Source organism: Mariniflexile aquimaris, assembly GCF_042676825.1.
Lineage (GTDB): Bacteria > Bacteroidota > Bacteroidia > Flavobacteriales > Flavobacteriaceae > Mariniflexile > Mariniflexile aquimaris.
In genome coordinates, this window is the sequence record NZ_JBHTIB010000002.1 from 113794 (window position 1) to 133897 (window position 20104).

A 20104-nucleotide genomic window follows, 5' to 3' on the forward strand; every position below is an offset into this window, starting at 1 on the left:
ATCTTAGTTTATAAATAATAGGAATTACAAAAGTAACACTTTGAATGACATTGCAAAAACGTAAATTGATTAAAGTATAAAAAAAATAAAAAAACCACTGATTTTTGTCATTGTTGATTATTTATCAATTTTTTACTCTTAATACTACAAGATTGCAAATTTCAATCGTTTGAGTTCATCAAATTTTACTACTTTAATCAATAATTAAAGAAATGATTTATCAAAAATAAACGGTAAAAGGTTTGCTAACGAGTTTGATTTTGCCACCTTTCCTGTCTCTCCCATAAAATAAATTTCTATGGGCTTATCTTGTTTTATTTCATATTCGGAAATCGCTTGTCGGCAAGCACCACATGGAGGAATTGGAGTACTCGTGGGTTTTCTTTTGGACGTCGCCGAAATGGCCATTCTAATTATTTTTGCTTCCGGATATTGAGAACCTGCATAATAAATTGCGGTTCGCTCTGCGCATAAGCCCGAAGGATAGGAGGCATTCTCCTGATTGCTTCCAGTTATAATCACCCCATTGTCTAATAAAATAGCAGCGCCAACATTAAAATTTGAATAAGGCGCATAGGCTTTATCTCTTGCTTCGACAGCTTTTTGCATTAATGAAGCAACTTCGGCTGGAAGCGCATCAGTATTTTCGAATAGGTATAAAGTTGATTCAATTTTTACTTCCTTCATACATGATATGTTTTCATAAAGTTAAGAAACTATATTACACAAAAAAACTACTGCCTAAGCAATAGTTTTTAATATTTTAAAAATTGGTTTTATACTAATATTCATTATACTCTCCGGCACCTATATTAAAGGTTAACGAAAAACGCAAGGTGTTTTCTAGCGGACTTTGCACTTTCGAAGCCGAGAACAAGTAAGATAAATCGATATTTACCACATTGGCTTTAAAACCAGCTCCTAAGGATAAAAATTTTCTTGCACCTTTTTCTTCACTTTCATTAAAATATCCGGCTCTGAATGCAAACGAATCTTGATAAACGTACTCTGCTCCTAACGACCAGGTAAATTCTTTTAACTCTTCGCTAAAACCATCTGGTGCATCACCAAACGACTGAAACATCCCTGACAAGAAACCTACATTTGGGTCTTTTCCTTTGTATATACTAACATCTGAAGCGACTCTGCTCCCTAAAGTATCAGTTCCTTCATCGTAAACGCCATTTCCATTATTATCTGTATAATTATATTCATCGTTATAAATTGGCGGTGTTGGTACTAATAATTTTGCAACCTCAGCGGTTACTGCCACTTTATTATAATCATCAAATATAAAATCGAAACCAGCACCTAAACGTAAATTAGTAGGCTGAAAATTTTCTTCGCCACCTTCATCATATTTAAACTTTGGTCCAATATTTTGAATCGCAAATCCCATTCTCCAACGTCCGTTAAAATCGGAATAAGCTTCTTCTTCTGTTTGATAATATCCCGCTATATCAACACCAAAGGTACTTGCAGGTGTTGCATCGCCATCTACACCGTCTAATCTTAAATCTGATCGCAAATAACGCATGCCAACAGACATAGCAAATTGATCTGACAGTCTAAGCGCATAGGATGCATCGATTGTTAACTCATTTGGCCGTTGAATTAATGCTTCAGAAAATTCGTCTGTAACAAATTCAATATCACCAAGCGAGAAATATTTAAGACTTGCCGCAAATGCACTACGCTCGTCTAATCTGTTAAAATAAGTAACGTTACCTAAAAAGATATCATTCACTAATTTACTTAAGTAGGGCGTGTAACTTACCGCTATTCCAGATTTAGTTTCTGAAAACGCATATTTTGATGCATTCCATTGTTGTGAGAATGCATCCACCGAGGTGGCCACCCCCATATCTCCCATAGACGCTGCTCTGGCATCTGGGGCAATTAATATAAATGGTACTCCTGTGGTAATAACTCTCGAACTTTCTAGATCTGGAATTAAGGTTGTTTGCGCATCTACTTTTAACATAAAAGCGAAGGCAATTAGTAGCAATAGTTGATTCTTCATGAATTGATTTTAATTTAACAAATATAAATTTTTATTATAGTATTACAAGCTTTTCAATTTTTTCAACTTTTTTATTTAGCAAATCAGATTGAACGGTGAGTTTGTAAATATATACGCCTTTCCCGATTCTATCACCAAAATCGTCTCTTCCATCCCAAATGATATCTCGAGATAGGGAACTGTTGGTAATACCACCTCCAGATGTTTGCCCGTTTAAGGTTCTCACTAATTTACCAGAGACAGTGAATATCTGTATAGAAACGTTTAAAGAGGCAGAACTATTGTGATTAAACCAAAATTCTGTATAATTTACAAAGGGATTTGGGTAATTTAGAACGTTATTAATTTGTAATACTTCGTCTTCATCGTATACAATAAACTGAATTTCGGCTGTGGAAGAGTTATTATAAACATCCCAAGCTTTAATGGTTAATGTATGTAAACCAGGTTCTAAATCTCTAAAAGGAAAACTTACCACGCCTTTTTGATAATTATCTAACTCGGTTTGATAATAATCATTCAATACATAAGGATTTGTTTCATCGCCATCTAGAATAGCCACAATATCGTGCCCGATACCACTAGCGGTATTTATTCCATTAGCATCTTCTAATTTTACTAATAATGTTGGCGATTCGTTTGTAATACCTCCTGAAACAAAATTCTCGTCGTTCATGTAAAGTGTAATCACCGGCCCAATATTGTCTTCTTCTGCATTGGCATTTAACCCTCCAATTTTTACGGTATTTACACTAGCACCCGATTGGTCTTCTAGCAAGCCTTCATTTTTTGAGTAAAAGCTAACCTTCCCATAACCCACAGAAATACCAATGTCTTTAGGCACCACAAAATCGAATTCAAATTGTCCGTTTTTCACCGAAGCCTGTCCTCTAAAAATAACTTCGCCTAAGGTTTTAAAATTTAATTTAACCACTTGCCCGTTTAATGTGGTACCATCGTTTGCTAAAGTCTCTCTGTCAATATCCTTATCGTAAATAGTTGTTGACAAAATACCGTTGTAACTGGTTAAAATATTTCCTGAAATATCGGTTACTTCTCCAGCAAGTTTTACATAACTCAACCCTTGTAAAGTGTCTGTAGATTGCGCAATTGGCACATCGTTTATTTTGGTTAACCTAATATTTGGTTTGGCAAATGCTAATTTCATGGCAGGGTCGCCAATAAAAAAGATTAATCGTGTTTGACTTTGACCCGCAATGGAGGGATCGTTTTTTGTTAATCTTAAAGCTTCGGCCATTGAAGGATATTCGTAATCGCTATAAGTATCCTTATCGCTATACGAAAACAAATACTCCCCTAATAAATTATTGAAACTAATTGCAAAACTTACAAATATCTGTCTGGTAGTGGTAATTAAACCAATGGCGCCTGCCTCTTTGCTCCAGTAGGCATACTCGCCTGCTGTTTCTTTGTACGGGTTATCGAACTTGGTAAATTCACAAGTAACTGTTACAAAACAATTTAACTTGTAATAGTTACGCAACCCTTCAATATCGGTTTTTAAAAAAATACGTTCTTGAGCTAAACCATCTTCACCTCCATGTCCAAAATAATTAACAACCAACGCGCCATTATCTATGGCATTTACAAATTCAGTGTTTACTTCTGGATATCTGTTCCCTCCGGCAGAAGTTTCTTGTTTAAACGCATCTGAATGTATTTTAACCACATTCATAAACGGTTTATTTTGTGATACTAAATTACCAACATTATCGGTTGTTTCCTGTAAAATACCTTCCCAATCTTTATCAACATCGTCTGATACTACCACAAAATTATTTCGCCAACTTCCTAAAGCTTCTTTTTTATAATACGATTCTATTTTGTCTACCAATTCTTTGGCACGCAGCGGTGTATCTGCCAAAATTCTCCCGACTGCCACATCTAATTTATCGGATGTTGCCATAGTACCTTCACTGGCATCCATCATGCCATAAAAATCATCAGAAACAAAAGAATTAGTCAGGTTAAAACTACTGTAAGAATGCCATGAGGGCACAATATTAGTGTTATTTGGAACTCTATCTTTATAATCAAAAGAACCATCGCCAAACAAACATAGATACTTTATACTTTTATCTGATGTACTGGCATTATCATAAACATATTTTACCAAATTTCTTATGGCTCCAATATCCTGATTTCCTGTACTGAATTCGTTATATATTGCGTCAAGCGAATAAACTTTTACATTTAAATTATACTGATTTCTATTTATTTCTGCCAATCGCTCTGCCTGACTTAGCATATTAACTGGCGCTACAATAATATAATCCACATCTTGAAATGTGCCTTGATTATCTAAAAAAACCGTTCCTTTTATGTTTTGGTTGCTTATCGTAGTTTTTGAATCGAATTTAGGTTCAAAATAATCTGAAGGCGTTAATGCTACATAGGTTTTTAAGGTTCCAAGATTTGATGTAAAACTAAGGCTGGAAGCTGCATCTGTATTTATAAAATTAGAAACATTGTAAATATCTGTAACGTCCCAAATTTCATTTACTTGCGTTGCATTAGAAATGGTATATTGCCCAATACCCGATGCTGATGCCACAGCATTATTTTTAAATTGAAACTGCTTACTATTAAATTTTAATGCCCGCGTTGCGGTTATTGATATGTAATCTAAATATCCTAAAGCACTTGGATTCCCGTTATTATTATAGTTTAAACCAACCGTAATTTTTGATGCACTTACATTTACATTATTAGAATAAAACGACTCGTTTGCTAAACTTGGCGATGACGCTCCCGCAATTGATAAGGTAGAAACCGTTGTTCCGTTCACGGTTAATTGCATACTTGTAGTGGTAGAAGACGCTGCCGCCACATACACTTTTAGCGCAACAGGTTCTGTTGTTACTAAATCTGGAAAATTAAATGTGAAGGTTCTGTTACTTGTAACATCAAAACGTTCGCCAAACCAACGCCTTCCCAACGAGGCAATATTATAATTATCTACTTCGTGAAATTTGTATTCCTGAAACGTATTAATCATCATATCAATAGTTCCTGAAGGTTGCGTAAATGATTGAATACGTTTTCCTGTTCCAGAACTTACATTAATATAGTAATACGTTTTATCTGTATAACAATTAATATTGGTGTTACTTTCTGCATTATATTCTCTTGGTCCTTGTGCATAAAACAAAATATAATCGTCACTGTTAAAAACCCCATCTTCTTCACCAACAAATTTTATGGCATTTTCTTGAACGTCGAATGGATACGATACGGCATTAGAATATGGAATCATACGCCCACCATTTCCATATACTTTTATCGTTCTTGGGTCCACGGTACTAACTTTAACCCCTAAACGTTGCAAAAAACTCCTCGACAATTTAAATACTCCGGTGGTATCAACATAAAATCGGTACCATTCACCACTACTCAATACAGAATTTGAAACCGCTTTTGTAGAACCAAACTTATTGATTGTTGTGGTTTTACTTAAATTACCCCCAATGGAATAATTAACTTCAAACGATGTTATTTTTCTAAATCCACCATTGGCATCCTTTATTATTGGTGCCAATTCAAAAACAGCGTACTGTTTCTCTCTGGCGTAAGAATTTTTTAAACTATACTTTAATTTTGTTGGTATGGTATTTATATCCAAATCTTTTAATTCAGATTTAGAAATAGATTCATAAGTCACATTGCTTAGCGAAACAGACGCTTCGTTAATTACCGAAGTTGATTCCCATTGTGCAACAAACATCAATCCAGCTTCAAAATCAAAACTTAAGTACTCTTTATTAAAGGATGGAATTTCTAAGGAATAGCTTCCCGCAGATATTTTTTGAGACGCTTCCCAAGTGATCTCAAATTTTTGCTGTTGAGCAAATGCCGAAACACAAGTAAGACATAGTAAAAGTAAAAATTTCTTTTTCATCGATAAAATAACGTTATTAATGTTACGTTAGTATTCAATACAACTCACAATATTAAAAACTGAGTCAAAAATACAATAATAAATTAGGAAATCACACGTTATTAAAACACAAAACTGTGGTCAAATTCAGTAAAAACATCGGTGTAATGACTAAAAAATAGGGTGAAATACACTTTTTTTTGGTTAAAATGTAAAAAATAGCTTGCGGTATTCGGTTTAATTCTTATATTGCAGCACCAAAAATATTATTAGCTTACTTAAACGTATGGATATGAAAAAAGTAGTAGCATTCAAGGTTTTGTTAGTTTTAGCTTTAACTTTAGCTTCAACTAGCTGTAAAAAATCTTCGAGTTCAAAGAATAGTTCTAGAGCTACAGGGTGGCAAATTAACTCCCGTGAAGGTGGATTTCAATACAATACCGACTTTAAAGAACAAGAAACTTCTCCTGGTCTGGTATTTGTTGAAGGCGGAACTTTTACAAAAGGTCGCGTTCAAGACGACGTTATGCATGATTGGAATAACACTCCAAATCAACAGCATGTTCAGTCGTTTTATATGGACGAAACCGAGGTTACCAATGCCATGTACATGGAGTATTTAGACTGGATTAAACGAGTTTATCCACCTTCGGACGAGAATTTTAGAGCCATTTATAATGGTGCCTTACCAGACACACTTGTTTGGAGAAACCGATTAGGTTACAATGAAGTTATGACAGAAAATTACTTACGTCACCCAGGTTATGGAGAATATCCTGTTGTTGGTGTAAGTTGGATTCAAGCTGTAGAATTTGCAAATTGGAGATCAGACCGTGTAAACGAATATAATTTAGAAAAAGCTGGTTATTTAAAACGCGATGCTAAAATTGTAGACGTAAATGCCGAATCTACATTTAGCACCGATACCTACATCAATGCCCCGACTTTGACTTATGGTGGTAATGAGGAAATTATAAACGGTGAAAAACGTAACAGACGCTATGTTCGTACAGATGCCGATGGTAATGAATCTAACATTTATGCAACTAGAGAAACTGGGCTAATTACGCCTAAGTACAGACTCCCAACCGAAACAGAGTGGGAATATGCTGCCCTAGGATTAAGTGAAGTAAGAAGCTACAACCTTTACCGCGGACGTAAAAAATACCCATGGGATGGTCAGTACACTCGTAATGGCTCACGTAAATTCCGTGGCGATCAATTAGCAAACTTTAAACAAGGTAAAGGTGATTACGGCGGAATTGCTGGATGGTCTGATGATGGTGCTGATATTACAAACAAAGTAAAATCATACGCTCCTAACGATTTCGGTTTATACGATATGGCTGGAAACGTTGCAGAATGGGTTGCCGATGTATACAGACCTATTGTTGATGATGAATTTAACGACTTTAATTATTATCGTGGTAACGTTTATACCAAAAATGCTATTAATGACGATGGTACCGTTAAAGTAGTAACTGTTGATAATATTGTTTACGACACTTTATCAAACGGTAAAATCGTAGCCCGTAACTTACCAGGCGAAATTTTACAAGTACCAGTAGATGAAAATGAAACTTATTTACGTACCAATTTTGATAAGAGTAATACAATAAACTTTAGAGATGGCGACAGACAATCATCACGTCGTTTTGAAAGCTTTAACGAAGATGACGAAGCGAATGGTAATAAAGATGAAACCAGAAAAATGTATAATTCACCAAAAAATATTATTACAAGAGATTCATCTGGTAAATTAGTTAGACAATACGACAAATCGAATAACAGAACCTCATTAATTAACGATGAAGTAAGAGTTTACAAAGGTGGTTCTTGGAAAGATAGAGAGTATTGGTTAGACCCAGCGCAAAGACGTTATTTTCCACAAGATATGGCTACCGATTACATTGGATTTAGATGTGCTATGTCTCGTGTAGGTTCTAAATCTAAAACAACAACCAAAAAGAAAAATTAATAATTTTTTTAAAATAAGTAAAAAAGTCCTAATGAAAGTTAGGACTTTTTTAATACTTTTAAGTTTGCAACACAAACTTATCTTTTGAAATAAGCCATAACAATTCATAATATACCAACAAATAAGTTTAATGGCGAATTGCATCTGACAAATAAAAAACAATTAAGTATCACAGATGAACATAGAACAAATACATCGTCTTTTTTTAGAATGCACTAGTGCTTGTACCGATACCAGAAAAATTAAAAATAACGATATGTTTTTTGCCTTAAAAGGCGATAATTTTAATGGCAATACGTATGCGGAACAAGCTTTAGCAAGTGGCGCTAAATATTGTATTATTGATGAGGACGCTTACAAAACCTCAGAAAAAACAATCTTAGTAAACGATGTGCTTGAAACGCTTCAAGAATTAGCAACATTTCATAGACAATACTTAAACATTCCGATTTTAGCTATTACAGGTAGCAACGGAAAAACTACCACAAAAGAACTTATAAATGCAACCCTTTCGCAAAAGTTTAAAACTACAGCCACCGTTGGTAATTTAAATAACCATATTGGCGTGCCTTTAACCTTGTTATCTATGACAAAAGATACCGAAATAGGGATTGTTGAAATGGGCGCCAACCATCAAAAAGAAATTGAGTTTTTGTGCAGCATTGCAAAACCAGACTATGGTTATATAACAAACTTTGGAAAAGCCCATTTAGAAGGTTTTGGTGGCGTTAAAGGCGTAATAACAGGCAAAAGCGAATTATATGATTATTTGATAAAAAACAACAAAACCATATTTGTAAACGCAAATGATCCCATTCAAATTAGAAAAACCAAAAAGGCCCATGTATTTACTTTTGGCAACACGGTTTCAGGCACCAATGTTTCTATAAGTTTTGTAGAAGCGCAACCTTTTGTGTCGTGTCTTTACAAAGGCGTCATCATACAAAGTCAGCTTATTGGCGAGTATAATTTTAACAACATAGCCGTGGCCATAACAATTGGCGACTATTTTGAGATTGAACCAAACAAAATAAAACTAGCCATCGAAAACTATGTTCCAACCAATAATCGCTCTCAGATTATAGAAAAAGGAACCAACAAAATAATTTTGGACGCCTACAATGCCAACCCAACTAGCATGCGCGCGGCTCTTTTAAATTTCGAAAAACAAGCTGGATTTAAAACGGCTATTCTAGGAGATATGTTCGAACTTGGAAAATCGGCAAAATCAGAACATCAAACAATTGCTGATTTAGCGCTTTCGCTAAACATAGATCAATTAATATTTGTTGGTGAAAACTTTTTTCAATCTAAAATCAATTCGGAAAAAGCCATGAAATTTAATTCATTTGAAGATTTAAAAAATCTTTCTGATATGTCTAAACTTCAAAACACCTTACTTTTAATAAAAGGCTCACGAGGTATGGCTTTGGAGCGGGTTTTGGAATTGTTGTAATTCCATAATTTGAATTAAAAAGTATTTCAATATACTATATAAAACAAAAAATCCTAAAGTATAAACTTTAGGATTTTTTTTGTGGGCGACAAGGGATTCGAACCCCTGACCCTTTGGGTGTAAACCAAATGCTCTGAACCAACTGAGCTAGTCGCCCTTTAATTAGGTGTGCAAATATAACTTAGATTTTTAATCTGCAAAAACTTTTTTAATAAAATTTTAAATTATTTCTGCTACAACAAATGTACTACCGCCAACAAAAATAAAATCGTTAGCTGTAGCATTTTCTAATGCCATTTTATAAGCTTGATTTACAGAATTATAGGCTAAACCTTCAATACCATGAGGCTTTAATATGTTTTTTAACTCCTGAGCATCTAATCCCCGAGGAATATCGGGTTTGCAGAAATAATAGCGCGCATTTTTAGGTAATAAATCAATAATCGTACTTAAATCTTTATCATTTACCACTCCAAAAACAATATGCAACGCCTCAAACTGCTCTTTAGATAGCTGATTCATCACATAGGTTAAACCGTCTTTGTTATGTCCAGTATCACAAACTATCTTCGGATGTACTTGTAATACCTGCCAACGCCCCATTAAACCCGTATTTTTTACTACATTTCGCAGTCCGTCTTTAATGTTTTGCTTGCTAATGTTGAATCCCTTTAATTGTAATTCCTTTAAAGCATTGACAACCGTAACTATATTTTTTGATTGGTAAGATCCCGCTAAATCCGATGTGTAGCTTTCTGTTTCCTGTTGATCGGCAAATATAATATTGGATTTGTTTTTTTCTGCCAAAGCCTTAAAAACTGCTGTGGTCTCTTTTTGGGTTTCACCAATTACAACCGGAACATTAGGTTTTATAATGCCACCTTTTTCGAAAGCAATAGCCTCCAGTGTATCTCCAAGAAATTGTGTATGATCTAAGCCTATGTTTGTAATAACCGATACTTCGGGTGTAATAATATTGGTGGAGTCTAAGCGTCCGCCCATTCCAACTTCAATCACAGCTATGTCAACTTTTTGCTTTTTAAAATATTCGAAGGCCATACCAACGGTCATTTCAAAAAAAGACAATGAATGTTGCTCGAAGAACTCTTTATTACGCTTAATAAAGGCAGTGACAAACTGTTTACTTACTTCTTTGCCGTTTATTTTAATACGCTCTCTAAAGTCTTTTAAATGTGGCGACGTGTACAAGCCAACTTTATAACCCGCTTCTTGCAAAACAGAGGCTAACATGTGGCTAGTGGAACCTTTGCCGTTAGTACCAGCAATATGAATGGTTTTAAAATGTTTTTCAGGAAAATTTAAATGTTCGGCTAAGGCTAAAGTATTTGATAAGTCTTTTCTAAACGCCGATTGACCTTGTCGTTGATACATTGGCAATTGAGAAAACATCCAATTAAGTGTATCTTGATATGACATGAATTATTGCCCTAGTTTAAAGTTTACTTTAACAAAACCAATTTGTTTGGCAGGGGCATTTGCGTCTGGAGCCCATCGGTGAGATAAGGCTATTTTTTTTGCAGGTTCTAACAAACAGGCAGCAGTATTGGTTGTTCCTCTAACTCCTGGCTCTGCTTCAATAACATTACCATTTCTATTCACAACTATTTTAACAATCACCATTCCTGCTTCGTTACAATCTTGCTTAAGTGTACTGTAGGTTGCTTTTCCTCTTCCATTCAATCCGTATCCAACACCACCGCTTCCAGTACCAGGATCACCAAAATAACTTGAGGCATACGGGTCGCCATCTAATTGCCCTTTATCTCCTGCTCTATTATCATTGCCTTCTCCACCAGTAGCGGTTCCATCAGATTTACTAACCCCACCAATTAAAGCATCTAACTTTTTCTTTTTCTCTTCAAGTTCCCGCTTTTCTTTTGCTATTCGGTCTGCTTCTGCCTTCGCTTTTGCATCAGCAATAGCTTTGGCTTTCATTTCGGCTTCCCGTTGTTTTTTTATAACGATAGCCTCCTCATCTTCCTGAGTTAAAACAGATTCCTTTTGCTCTGACGCTTTTGATGCTTCAGCTTTAACAGGCTCTACTTCGGCAGGTTTATTAATATCGACAGGTTCAGATTTTATAGGTTTTAAGGGTTGCACATCACCTTGACCAACGTCTGAAGTACCAAAATTTACCGAAACACCGTATTCTATAGGAGGATCCATATAAGGCGCACCAACCACAAACAATAGCAGCACCAAAATAACAGTTATTAAAGCTGTTACTTTTGCTGAATTTCTTTCATGTGGGGTTTCGAGATACTTCATTAAAAAATGATTTCTTTACTTCTTAAAACTAGAATCGTGCCGATATTAAAACAATAATATAATTAATCGGGTTTTACGGCTAATATGACTTTGAATTTATTTCTATTGGCAATATCCATAACCTTTACAACATGTTCTACTGGCACCGTTTTTTCTGCCCTTAAAACAATGGTTGGATTTTCTTGTGTAGAAAGTTCGGCTACCAATTCGCTTTCTAATACCGTTTCTCCTACTCGCCTCTGGTCTATATAATAGGTTAAGTCTCCTTTAATACTTACCGCAATAGATTTTTTGTTTTCGGTTTTACCACTAGCTTTTGGCAATAATATATCTATGGCATTGGTGGAGACTAAAGTAGAAGCTATCATAAAAAATATGAGTAACAGAAATACAATATCTGTCATGGAAGCCATACTAAACTCTGGCGTTATTTTATTTCTACCCTTTAAATTCATTATTAAATAGGTTCGTTTAAATGATCTAAAAACTCTAAAGAGTTTGCTTCCATTTGATACACTACTTTATCTGTTTTAACTACCAAGTGGTTGTACGCCATAAACGACACAATACCTACAATTAATCCGGCAACGGTTGTGGTCATTGCTGTATAAAGTCCACTTGCTAAAACATCCATTTGTATAGTTCCACCGGCATTGGCAAGTTCAAATATTGCTAATATCATCCCAATAACGGTTCCTAAAAACCCAATCATCGGACCCGCTCCAGAAATAGTTGCGAGCATACTAACATTTTTTTCAAGGCCATAAACTTCTAACCTTCCTGCATTTTCGATAGCGGTGTTAATATCGGCAAGTGGCTTTCCTATTCTAGAAATCCCTTTTCCAATTAATCGAGAAACAGGCGAATTGACTTGAGCACATAATAGTTGCGCCGCATCTATTTTACCGTGTGACACATGATCTTTAATCTGGTTCATAAAATTACCATCTATTTTTGAAGCTGCTTTTATGGCAAACAATCGTTCAAAATAGATATAAATAGCACCAATAAGCATTAAAAACAATACACCTATTATAAATTGTCCTGCTACACCTCCACTACTTATTAATTCTATGATTGACAGTGATTTTTCAACCGATTCGGTTTCTAAAGGAACTGGTATTTGTGCCCCAGTTTGCACGTCTTGTATGAATGTATTTAGCATAAATTAAATGTTTCTAAAATTGTATAACGCTTCTTTTTTTAATAAAGTATATTAAAACCAAGTTCTAGTAACCATAAATGTCGCACAACCTAAAAGGAAGCCTACTAAAGCTAGCCAAGAGATCTTTTTTAGATACCAGAAAAAGTCTATTTTTTCCATCCCCATTGCTACAACTCCTGCTGCAGAACCAATAATTAACATACTACCACCAGTACCAGCAGAAAACGCCACAAAATGCCATAATTCATTATCCATTGGTTCAGAAAACATACCTAAACTTGCTGCTACTAACGGTACGTTATCAATAATCGCAGAACCTACTCCAAGCAATATCATTACCAAATCGGAAACCCCTGTGTGATGTAATTCTGTTCCTAACATCGGCATACCTTCTTTTAAAGATTCAGCAAATCCGAATAATATCCCTAAAGATTCTAACGCTGCAACAGCCATTAAAATACCTAAGAAGAATAAAATACTTGGTAATTCAATTTTTGATAATGAATGATGCACTGGGCTGTGGTGTGCATGCGAATCACTTTCTTCAGAATCTACTTTAGACATGCTAAATTTAGAACTACTATAAACTTCGGCAAAAACTGCCACAACACCTAACGATAACATCATACCAACATAAGGAGGTAAATGTGTTACCATTTTAAAAATAGGCACGAAAACAATGGCTCCAAGACCTAAATAAAGCATAATACCGCTATATTTAGATTTCTTTACCTCTTCTACTTCTTCAATTTCTAACTCGCCTCTAAAAACAGGTAGAAACGACGCTATAAAGGTTGGAACTGCCATACAAACAAACGATGGTAAAAGTAAATACCCCATTAAATGACCGGTTGATACTTTTTTACCGATCCATAACATAGTAGTTGTAACATCGCCAATAGGAGACCAAGCACCTCCAGCATTGGCAGCGATAATTATTAAACCAGCATACCAAATACGCATTTCTCTGTCTCTAACAATTTTTTGTAAGATTGAAATTAATACGATGGTAGCAGTTAAATTATCGATTATCGCAGATAAAATAAACGCTAAAAAGCCAAAAAGCCACAATATTTTCACTTTGTTTTTAGTTCTTACAAAGTCTTTAATGGTTGAAAATCCGTCGAAATAATCAATAATTTCAACAATGGTCATCGCTCCAAGTAGAAACACCAATATTTCGGCCGTTTTTCCTAGGTGATGCAATAAGGTTTCTTCCATAAGGTGCATTTTTTCTTCAGAAGAAAATCCGCCAAAACCTTCAAGCAATGCATGCTTAGAAGAATCGAACCAATTAGGAAAGCTTTCCAATCCTAAAGAGATTAACGCCCAACAAATAGCCATCATCACTAACGCTGGTATAAGTTTATCGATTTTAAGGTTATGTTCTAGCGTGATGGCTAAATAACCTATTACAAATACTAAAATAATTGCTGCTTCCATAAAATAAATTGATTAAATAAGTTGGCTTAGTGCAATTTCAAAAGCGGTTGCACTAATACCTGTTTTAGATTGGTTTTTATTATATACTTTTTTTATTGCTTCTTTAATTTTGTTTGATATATCATTAAATATCGCTTCATCAGTCATTTGCACACGTCGCTCCATAAAATACGCAAAAACCCTAGCTATGCCACAGTTTGAGATAAAATCAGGAATTAAACTAACGCGATAATCTGTATGCTCCATAATGGGTCCGAAGAAAATTTCTTTATCTGCAAAAGGCACATTAGCACCACACGATATTACTTCTAAACCACTGTCGATCATTTTATCAATTTGATGTATAGTAACTAATCTGGAGGCAGCACAAGGTGCAAAAATCTCGGTTTTAATTGACCATATTCTTTCGTTAGCTTCATCAAAAGGTATCAAATTTTTGGCGGCTAAGGTATTACCCTTTTTGTTTAGAAAAAAATGATTTATATCATGAAATGAAAATCCTTCTTCATTAATTACAGCCCCAGTAACATCGATAATTCCCACAATTTTTGCTCCCATTTTCGACAAATAAAACGCCGCTGCACCGCCAACATTACCAAATCCTTGAATTACGGCCTTTTTTCCAACAACACTTCCACCATAAATATTGTAATATTGTTTTACTGCTTCTGCCACACCATATCCGGTAATCATATCGGCAATTGTAAACTTTCTTTCTACACTCGGGGAATAATATGGGTTTTCAATAACTTTACTGACTCCTTGTCGTAATTGGCCTATTCTATTTATTTTATCGGCTTCTGTTGGTTTAAAATGCCCGTTAAAAACGCCTTCTTGCGGATGCCAAACGCCACTTTCCTCGGTTATTGGAATTACTTCATGTATTTCATCTACATTTAAATCGCCTCCTGTACCGTAATAACTTTTTAATAACGGTGAAACCACTTTATACCATCTTTCTAATACGCCTTTTTTTCTTGGGTCGTTCGGATCGAAATTTATTCCAGATTTCGCACCTCCTATGGCTGGACCTGAAACCGTAAATTTAATTTCCATGGTTTTCGCCAACGACAAAACTTCATTTAAATCTAAACCCTTTCGCATGCGTGTTCCGCCGCCTGCTGCACCGCCTCTTAGCGAATTTATTACAACCCAACCTTCAGCTTCTGTTTCAGAATCCTTCCAGTTAAATATAATTTCAGGTGATTTATCTTCAAATTTTTTTAATAATTCTTTCATTTTAACACTTAAATGTCTCTAATTCATATTAATAATTAATGCTAAACACTGTTTTTAAACCGAGCTAGAGTTGCGTCATCTTGTTAAATGATTTAATTGTTAAAGTAACAAATATAAAAAACTATTAGTCTAAATGTAATTTAATATTATTTTTTAGGCATATAAATTACCCCTGAACTATGGCTTCTTGAAGCTCCCGTAACACTCTGAAGGCAATTAACTTCGTTTCGAAGCCTTAAAACACCTAGAAAACCAAAAATAAGCGCCTCTTTAAATTCGATAATAGTTGCTGAAGGAATAACAATTTTATTCTTTGTGTGAGATTTTAATCGATTTATTAGAAATTTATTATAAACGCCGCCACCTGTAACATAAACTGATGCATTCGCTTTCTTATTGATTTCTGAAGCCAATTGAATAGCAATATGCTCTACAAAAGTTCTTAGAACATCTTTAATTTCTAATTTAAATGAATCTATTAAAGGAAATATGTTTTTAAAGACCCATTCTAAGCCCAATGATTTAGGATAACCAGCCCTATAAAATTCTAAATTATTTAATTGATTAAGCAACTCTTTATTTACCGTACCTCTTGAAGCTATTGTTCCTTTATCATCAAAATCGAAACCCAATTGCTTCACATATTTATTTAAAACAATGTTTACGGGACAGACATCATAGGCAATGCGTTCGCTATTAACGTCGGTAGACAGATTTGCAAATCCGCCTAAATTCAAACAAAAATCATATTCAGAAAACAACAATTTATCGCCAATGGGTACTAAAGGTGCGCCTTGTCCACCATATTTAACATCTTGCACTCTAAAATCGCAAACAACCGTTTCATTTAAAATTTCTGCAATCTGCGGTAAATTACCTATTTGATACGTGAGCCCTTTATCTGGCTGATGCAATGCGGTATGACCGTGAGAACAAACTGCATCTATTTCTTGAATATTGTACTTTTTAATAAAATGACTAATTTTTTCAGATAGATAATTTGTGTAACTAGCATCTAATTCTTTTAAATCTTCAGAAGAATATGAAACCAAGTTTCTGAGTTTTTCCACCCAATGTGAATCATAATTTACGGTTTCGCCATAAATAATTTCGAAAGACCAACGGGTATCGAAATGAAAATTAACATAAACCAAATCTATTCCATCTAAAGATGTTCCAGACATGACACCAATTACCTTATATTCGTTTTTCTGCATATCAGACAAAAATAATAATACTCATTGAAAAATTGACACTAATAAGCTATATTTGTACATATTTTTTAATAAAATAACAGCTTAATTGAGAATTATGGATTTTAGTCTATCAGAAGAACATATCATGATACGCGATGCAGCCCGCGATTTTGCCCAAACAGAGTTACTTCTAGGCGTAATTGAACGTGATGAAAAACAACATTTCCCAGCCGAATTAGTTAAAAAAATGGGTGATTTAGGATTCCTAGGCATTATGGTCGACCCCAAATATGGTGGCAGTGGCATGGATACGATTTCGTATGTATTAATCATGGAAGAATTATCTAAAATTGATGCCTCGGCTTCTGTAATTGTATCCGTAAATAATTCTCTAGTTTGCTATGGTCTGGAAGCTTTTGGTACAGAAGCGCAAAAAGAAAAGTATCTTACCAAATTAGCTACAGGCGAATTTGTTGGCGCCTTTTGTTTAAGCGAACCTGAAGCTGGTAGTGACGCCACTTCACAAAAAACATCTGCTATAGACAAAGGCGATTATTACCTACTTAATGGTACTAAAAACTGGATAACCAACGGCGGTCGTGCCGATGTTTATATAGTGATTGCTCAGACCGATAAACATAAAGGATCGCATGGCATCAATGCTTTTATAGTGGAAAAAGGCATGGAAGGATTTCATGTAGGCCCGAAAGAAAATAAATTAGGTATTCGAGGCAGCGACACGCACACCTTGCAGTTCAACGATGTAAAAGTGCCTAAAGAAAACCGCATTGGCGATGATGGTGCAGGTTTCCGCTTTGCGATGAAAACCTTGTCTGGTGGTCGCATTGGTATTGCTGCTCAGGCCTTAGGAATTGCTGCTGGCGCTTACGAACTTGCTTTAAAATACTCTAAAGAGCGAAAAGCTTTTGGTACAGAAATTTGCAACCACCAAGCGATTGCGTTTAAATTGGCCGATATGTATACCGATATTGAAGCTGCTCGCCATCTGGTTATGAAAGCAGCTTGGGATAAAGACCAAGGAAATAATTACGATGTATCGAGTGCCATGGCAAAATTATACGCTTCAAAAGTTGCGATGGAACACACCGTTGAAGCCGTACAAATTCATGGTGGTAATGGTTTTGTGAAAGATTATCACGTAGAACGACTGATGCGCGATGCCAAAATTACGCAGATTTATGAAGGCACTTCAGAAATTCAAAAAATTGTAATTTCAAGAAACATCATAAAAGAATAAGTCTTTTTATTAAAATTTTAAACTTCAATCAATTGAGAATCTAGTGATTACCCCACATGCCGTTGGTATTTTAAATAATTACCAACGGCATTTGTTATGTATTGCTAAATTTTCCGACTTTATTCAAATAGATTTATATTTACTAAAAATATATATTTCATGCAAAAAACATATTACGACCCTGCCGACTTAAAAAAATTTGGGAAAATCAGCGATTGGAACAAAGACCTAGGTGAAAAATTTTTTGAATACTATGGTAAAGTGTTTGAAGAAGGTGCACTTTCTGAAAGAGAAAAATCATTAATAGCACTTGCAGTGGCACACACCATTCAATGCCCCTATTGTATTGATGCCTATACGGGCGATGGTTTACAACGTGGCATAACCAAAGAAGAAATGATGGAAGCCTTACACGTTGCAGCAGCAATTAGAGGTGGCGCCTCGTTAGTACACGGTGTACAAATGATGAATAAAGTGAATAAGTTAGAAATGTAAAATGAAATTACGAATTTTGAATTACGAATTACGATTGATAATATCTCAAATTCTGAATTCAGAATTCAGAATTCAGAATTCGAAAAAATGATTAAATCCCTACATAAGCGCCATAGCGACTTGGCAAATAGTAAAAGACAATTAGAAATTTTATCGAATGGTATTTTCCAACAAGGAGCGTTACCAACCTTTAAAGAAAAAATTTCTGAAACAAATCAATTTCCATTAAAAGCTCGAAAGCTCGAAATTCTGCAAATAAATGTAGGTTACATGTGTAATCAAGTGTGCGAACATTGCCATGTAGATGCTGGTCCAGACAGAAAAGAAATCATGACACGCGAAACCATGATGCAATGCTTAGAGGTTATTAAAAATACGGGCGCTCACACCCTTGATTTAACCGGCGGTGCACCAGAAATGAACCCCGATTTTCGGTGGTTTGTTGACGAAGCCTATAAAGCAGGAATTAAAGATTTTATTGTACGCTCGAACCTGACCATTTTACAAGCCAATAAAAAATATTACGGATTACCAGAATTTTTCAAAAAACACAATATCCATGTGGTAAGCTCAATGCCCCACTGGACACGCGGCAAAACGGATAAGCAACGAGGCGATGGTGTTTTCGATAAATCTATAAAAGCATTACAAGCATTAAATGCGGTTGGCTATGGCATGCCAGAAAGCACATTGCGTTTAGATTTGGTTTACAACCCTTCAGGTGCATTTTTACCAGGCAATCAGGCTGCTATGGAAAAGGATTTTAAAAAAGCTTTAAAAGAGGAATTCGATATTTATTTTCATAATTTATTTGCAATCACCAATTTGCCAGTAAGCAGATTTTTAGATTATTTAATTGCATCAGAAAATTACGAAGATTACATGTACGCTTTAGTGGAATCTTATAACCCTTCCGCAGTACATAACGTTATGTGCACCAATACGCTTTCGGTAAGTTGGGATGGTTTTCTGTATGATTGCGATTTTAACCAAATGCTCGAACTTCCGGTAAACAGCAAGATAAAGCACATTTCTGAATACAACGAAGAACTTTTAGAAGGTCGCGAGATTGTTATTTCGCAGCATTGTTACGGCTGTACAGCAGGTGCCGGTAGCAGTTGCCAAGGTAGCGTTGCATAATAAAGTCATTTAAAATAAACTAAGGATGAAGAATTATTTTGCCATTGTACTGTTATTACTCACCACGTTGGGTTATGCACAAAGCTCCTTATCTGGCCTTTTAAAAAAGTACAATTCTGAAGCAATCCCTTATATAACTGTCGAAGAATTAAAACAATCTAAAAACGAGGTGATTCTTTTAGACACCCGCGAACGGAACGAATATAACGTGAGCCATTTAAAAAATGCAGTTTATGCGGGCTACGACCATTTTAATTTAGATTCTGTAAAAAAACATATCCCAAATAAAAACAACCCCATTGTTGTGTATTGCTCACTTGGTGTTCGCTCTGAAAAAATTGGTATTAAACTAAAAGATGCGGGTTACACAAACGTTAAAAATTTATACGGCGGCATTTTCGAATGGAAAAACCAAAACAATACCGTGTATTCTACTAAAGGTAAACAAACCGAAAACGTACATGCTTATTCCAAAACATGGAGCAAATGGCTGCTAAAAGGCGAAAAGATTATCAATTAAAATG

16 protein-coding genes and 1 tRNA gene are annotated in these 20104 nt (G+C 35.1%); 6 read left to right on the forward strand and 11 right to left on the reverse strand.

Going from position 1 to position 20104, the window contains the following annotated elements; translation table 11 throughout:
- Positions 1-204: 204 nt before the first annotated feature.
- The 3 genes from cdd to porU all read right to left on the reverse strand — a co-directional run bounded on the left by cdd (position 205) and on the right by porU (position 5942).
- Positions 205-687 (reverse strand): cytidine deaminase, encoded by a 483-nt coding sequence (cdd, locus tag ACFQ0I_RS00550; protein WP_379938404.1) that lies wholly within the window; start codon positions 685-687, stop codon positions 205-207.
- Between the two features lie 94 nt (positions 688-781).
- Complete coding sequence (gene porV, locus ACFQ0I_RS00555) at positions 782-2023, reverse strand: type IX secretion system outer membrane channel protein PorV (RefSeq protein WP_379938406.1); 1242 nt, start codon at positions 2021-2023, stop codon at positions 782-784.
- Between the two features lie 34 nt (positions 2024-2057).
- Positions 2058-5942, reverse strand: a complete 3885-nt coding sequence (gene porU / locus ACFQ0I_RS00560) for a type IX secretion system sortase PorU (protein ID WP_379938407.1) — start codon at positions 5940-5942, stop codon at positions 2058-2060.
- Between the two features lie 265 nt (positions 5943-6207).
- Here porU and gldJ point away from each other — a divergent pair, with 265 nt between their 5' ends.
- Together gldJ and ACFQ0I_RS00570 are read left to right on the forward strand one after the other, a co-directional pair.
- Positions 6208-7899, forward strand: coding sequence for a gliding motility lipoprotein GldJ (gldJ, locus tag ACFQ0I_RS00565; RefSeq protein WP_379938408.1), 1692 nt, complete (start codon positions 6208-6210; stop codon positions 7897-7899).
- A 175-nt stretch (positions 7900-8074) separates the two neighbouring features.
- The gene (locus tag ACFQ0I_RS00570; RefSeq protein WP_379938409.1) at positions 8075-9355 is read left to right on the forward strand and encodes a UDP-N-acetylmuramoyl-tripeptide--D-alanyl-D-alanine ligase; all 1281 of its coding nucleotides are present in this window, start codon (positions 8075-8077) and stop codon (positions 9353-9355) included.
- An 82-nt stretch (positions 9356-9437) separates the two neighbouring features.
- On the opposite strand, the gene ACFQ0I_RS00575 is transcribed toward ACFQ0I_RS00570, so the two are convergent.
- The 8 genes from ACFQ0I_RS00575 to ACFQ0I_RS00610 all read right to left on the reverse strand — a co-directional run bounded on the left by ACFQ0I_RS00575 (position 9438) and on the right by ACFQ0I_RS00610 (position 16708).
- Positions 9438-9512 (reverse strand) — tRNA-Val (locus tag ACFQ0I_RS00575).
- 62 nt (positions 9513-9574) lie between these two features.
- A complete protein-coding gene (locus ACFQ0I_RS00580; protein ID WP_379938411.1) occupies positions 9575-10792 on the reverse strand; it encodes a bifunctional folylpolyglutamate synthase/dihydrofolate synthase in 1218 nt (405 codons plus the stop codon).
- Positions 10793-10795: 3 nt separating this feature from the next.
- Positions 10796-11644 carry an energy transducer TonB gene (locus ACFQ0I_RS00585; protein ID WP_379938413.1) on the reverse strand — a complete coding sequence of 283 codons (849 nt, stop codon included), beginning with the start codon at positions 11642-11644 and terminating at the stop codon, positions 10796-10798.
- Between the two features lie 62 nt (positions 11645-11706).
- The gene (locus ACFQ0I_RS00590; RefSeq protein ID WP_379938414.1) at positions 11707-12099 is read right to left on the reverse strand and encodes an ExbD/TolR family protein; all 393 of its coding nucleotides are present in this window, start codon (positions 12097-12099) and stop codon (positions 11707-11709) included.
- A gap of 2 nt (positions 12100-12101) precedes the next feature.
- Complete coding sequence (locus tag ACFQ0I_RS00595; RefSeq protein ID WP_379938415.1) at positions 12102-12809, reverse strand: MotA/TolQ/ExbB proton channel family protein; 708 nt, start codon at positions 12807-12809, stop codon at positions 12102-12104.
- A gap of 51 nt (positions 12810-12860) precedes the next feature.
- The gene (gene nhaD / locus ACFQ0I_RS00600; protein ID WP_379938416.1) at positions 12861-14252 is read right to left on the reverse strand and encodes a sodium:proton antiporter NhaD; all 1392 of its coding nucleotides are present in this window, start codon (positions 14250-14252) and stop codon (positions 12861-12863) included.
- A 12-nt stretch (positions 14253-14264) separates the two neighbouring features.
- Positions 14265-15491 (reverse strand): Glu/Leu/Phe/Val dehydrogenase dimerization domain-containing protein, encoded by a 1227-nt coding sequence (locus ACFQ0I_RS00605; protein WP_379938418.1) that lies wholly within the window; start codon positions 15489-15491, stop codon positions 14265-14267.
- A 146-nt stretch (positions 15492-15637) separates the two neighbouring features.
- Positions 15638-16708, reverse strand: coding sequence for an anhydro-N-acetylmuramic acid kinase (locus tag ACFQ0I_RS00610; protein ID WP_379938420.1), 1071 nt, complete (start codon positions 16706-16708; stop codon positions 15638-15640).
- 94 nt (positions 16709-16802) lie between these two features.
- On the opposite strand from ACFQ0I_RS00610, the gene ACFQ0I_RS00615 reads away from it, so the two are divergent.
- From ACFQ0I_RS00615 to ACFQ0I_RS00630, 4 genes are all read left to right on the forward strand, one after another.
- Positions 16803-17945, forward strand: coding sequence for an acyl-CoA dehydrogenase (locus ACFQ0I_RS00615; RefSeq protein WP_379938422.1), 1143 nt, complete (start codon positions 16803-16805; stop codon positions 17943-17945).
- 159 nt (positions 17946-18104) lie between these two features.
- Positions 18105-18440, forward strand: coding sequence for an arsenosugar biosynthesis-associated peroxidase-like protein (locus tag ACFQ0I_RS00620; RefSeq protein ID WP_379938423.1), 336 nt, complete (start codon positions 18105-18107; stop codon positions 18438-18440).
- Between the two features lie 87 nt (positions 18441-18527).
- Positions 18528-19580 (forward strand): arsenosugar biosynthesis radical SAM (seleno)protein ArsS, encoded by a 1053-nt coding sequence (arsS, locus tag ACFQ0I_RS00625; RefSeq protein WP_379938425.1) that lies wholly within the window; start codon positions 18528-18530, stop codon positions 19578-19580.
- Positions 19581-19605: 25 nt separating this feature from the next.
- Complete coding sequence (locus tag ACFQ0I_RS00630) at positions 19606-20100, forward strand: rhodanese-like domain-containing protein (RefSeq protein WP_379938427.1); 495 nt, start codon at positions 19606-19608, stop codon at positions 20098-20100.
- The last annotated feature ends 4 nt before the right edge of the window (positions 20101-20104 follow it).

Bases quoted from the DNA above. Each gene is read 5' to 3' on its own strand.
- cdd (WP_379938404.1), bottom strand. From the start codon at position 687: ATGAAGGAAGTAAAAATTGAATCAACTTTATACCTATTCGAAAATACT.
- porV (WP_379938406.1), bottom strand. From the start codon at position 2,023: ATGAAGAATCAACTATTGCTACTAATTGCCTTCGCTTTTATGTTAAAA.
- porU (WP_379938407.1), bottom strand. From the start codon at position 5,942: ATGAAAAAGAAATTTTTACTTTTACTATGTCTTACTTGTGTTTCGGCA.
- gldJ (WP_379938408.1), top strand. From the start codon at position 6,208: ATGGATATGAAAAAAGTAGTAGCATTCAAGGTTTTGTTAGTTTTAGCT.
- ACFQ0I_RS00570 (WP_379938409.1), top strand. From the start codon at position 8,075: ATGAACATAGAACAAATACATCGTCTTTTTTTAGAATGCACTAGTGCT.
- ACFQ0I_RS00580 (WP_379938411.1), bottom strand. From the start codon at position 10,792: ATGTCATATCAAGATACACTTAATTGGATGTTTTCTCAATTGCCAATG.
- ACFQ0I_RS00585 (WP_379938413.1), bottom strand. From the start codon at position 11,644: ATGAAGTATCTCGAAACCCCACATGAAAGAAATTCAGCAAAAGTAACA.
- ACFQ0I_RS00590 (WP_379938414.1), bottom strand. From the start codon at position 12,099: ATGAATTTAAAGGGTAGAAATAAAATAACGCCAGAGTTTAGTATGGCT.
- ACFQ0I_RS00595 (WP_379938415.1), bottom strand. From the start codon at position 12,809: ATGCTAAATACATTCATACAAGACGTGCAAACTGGGGCACAAATACCA.
- nhaD (WP_379938416.1), bottom strand. From the start codon at position 14,252: ATGGAAGCAGCAATTATTTTAGTATTTGTAATAGGTTATTTAGCCATC.
- ACFQ0I_RS00605 (WP_379938418.1), bottom strand. From the start codon at position 15,491: ATGAAAGAATTATTAAAAAAATTTGAAGATAAATCACCTGAAATTATA.
- ACFQ0I_RS00610 (WP_379938420.1), bottom strand. From the start codon at position 16,708: ATGCAGAAAAACGAATATAAGGTAATTGGTGTCATGTCTGGAACATCT.
- ACFQ0I_RS00615 (WP_379938422.1), top strand. From the start codon at position 16,803: ATGGATTTTAGTCTATCAGAAGAACATATCATGATACGCGATGCAGCC.
- ACFQ0I_RS00620 (WP_379938423.1), top strand. From the start codon at position 18,105: ATGCAAAAAACATATTACGACCCTGCCGACTTAAAAAAATTTGGGAAA.
- arsS (WP_379938425.1), top strand. From the start codon at position 18,528: ATGATTAAATCCCTACATAAGCGCCATAGCGACTTGGCAAATAGTAAA.
- ACFQ0I_RS00630 (WP_379938427.1), top strand. From the start codon at position 19,606: ATGAAGAATTATTTTGCCATTGTACTGTTATTACTCACCACGTTGGGT.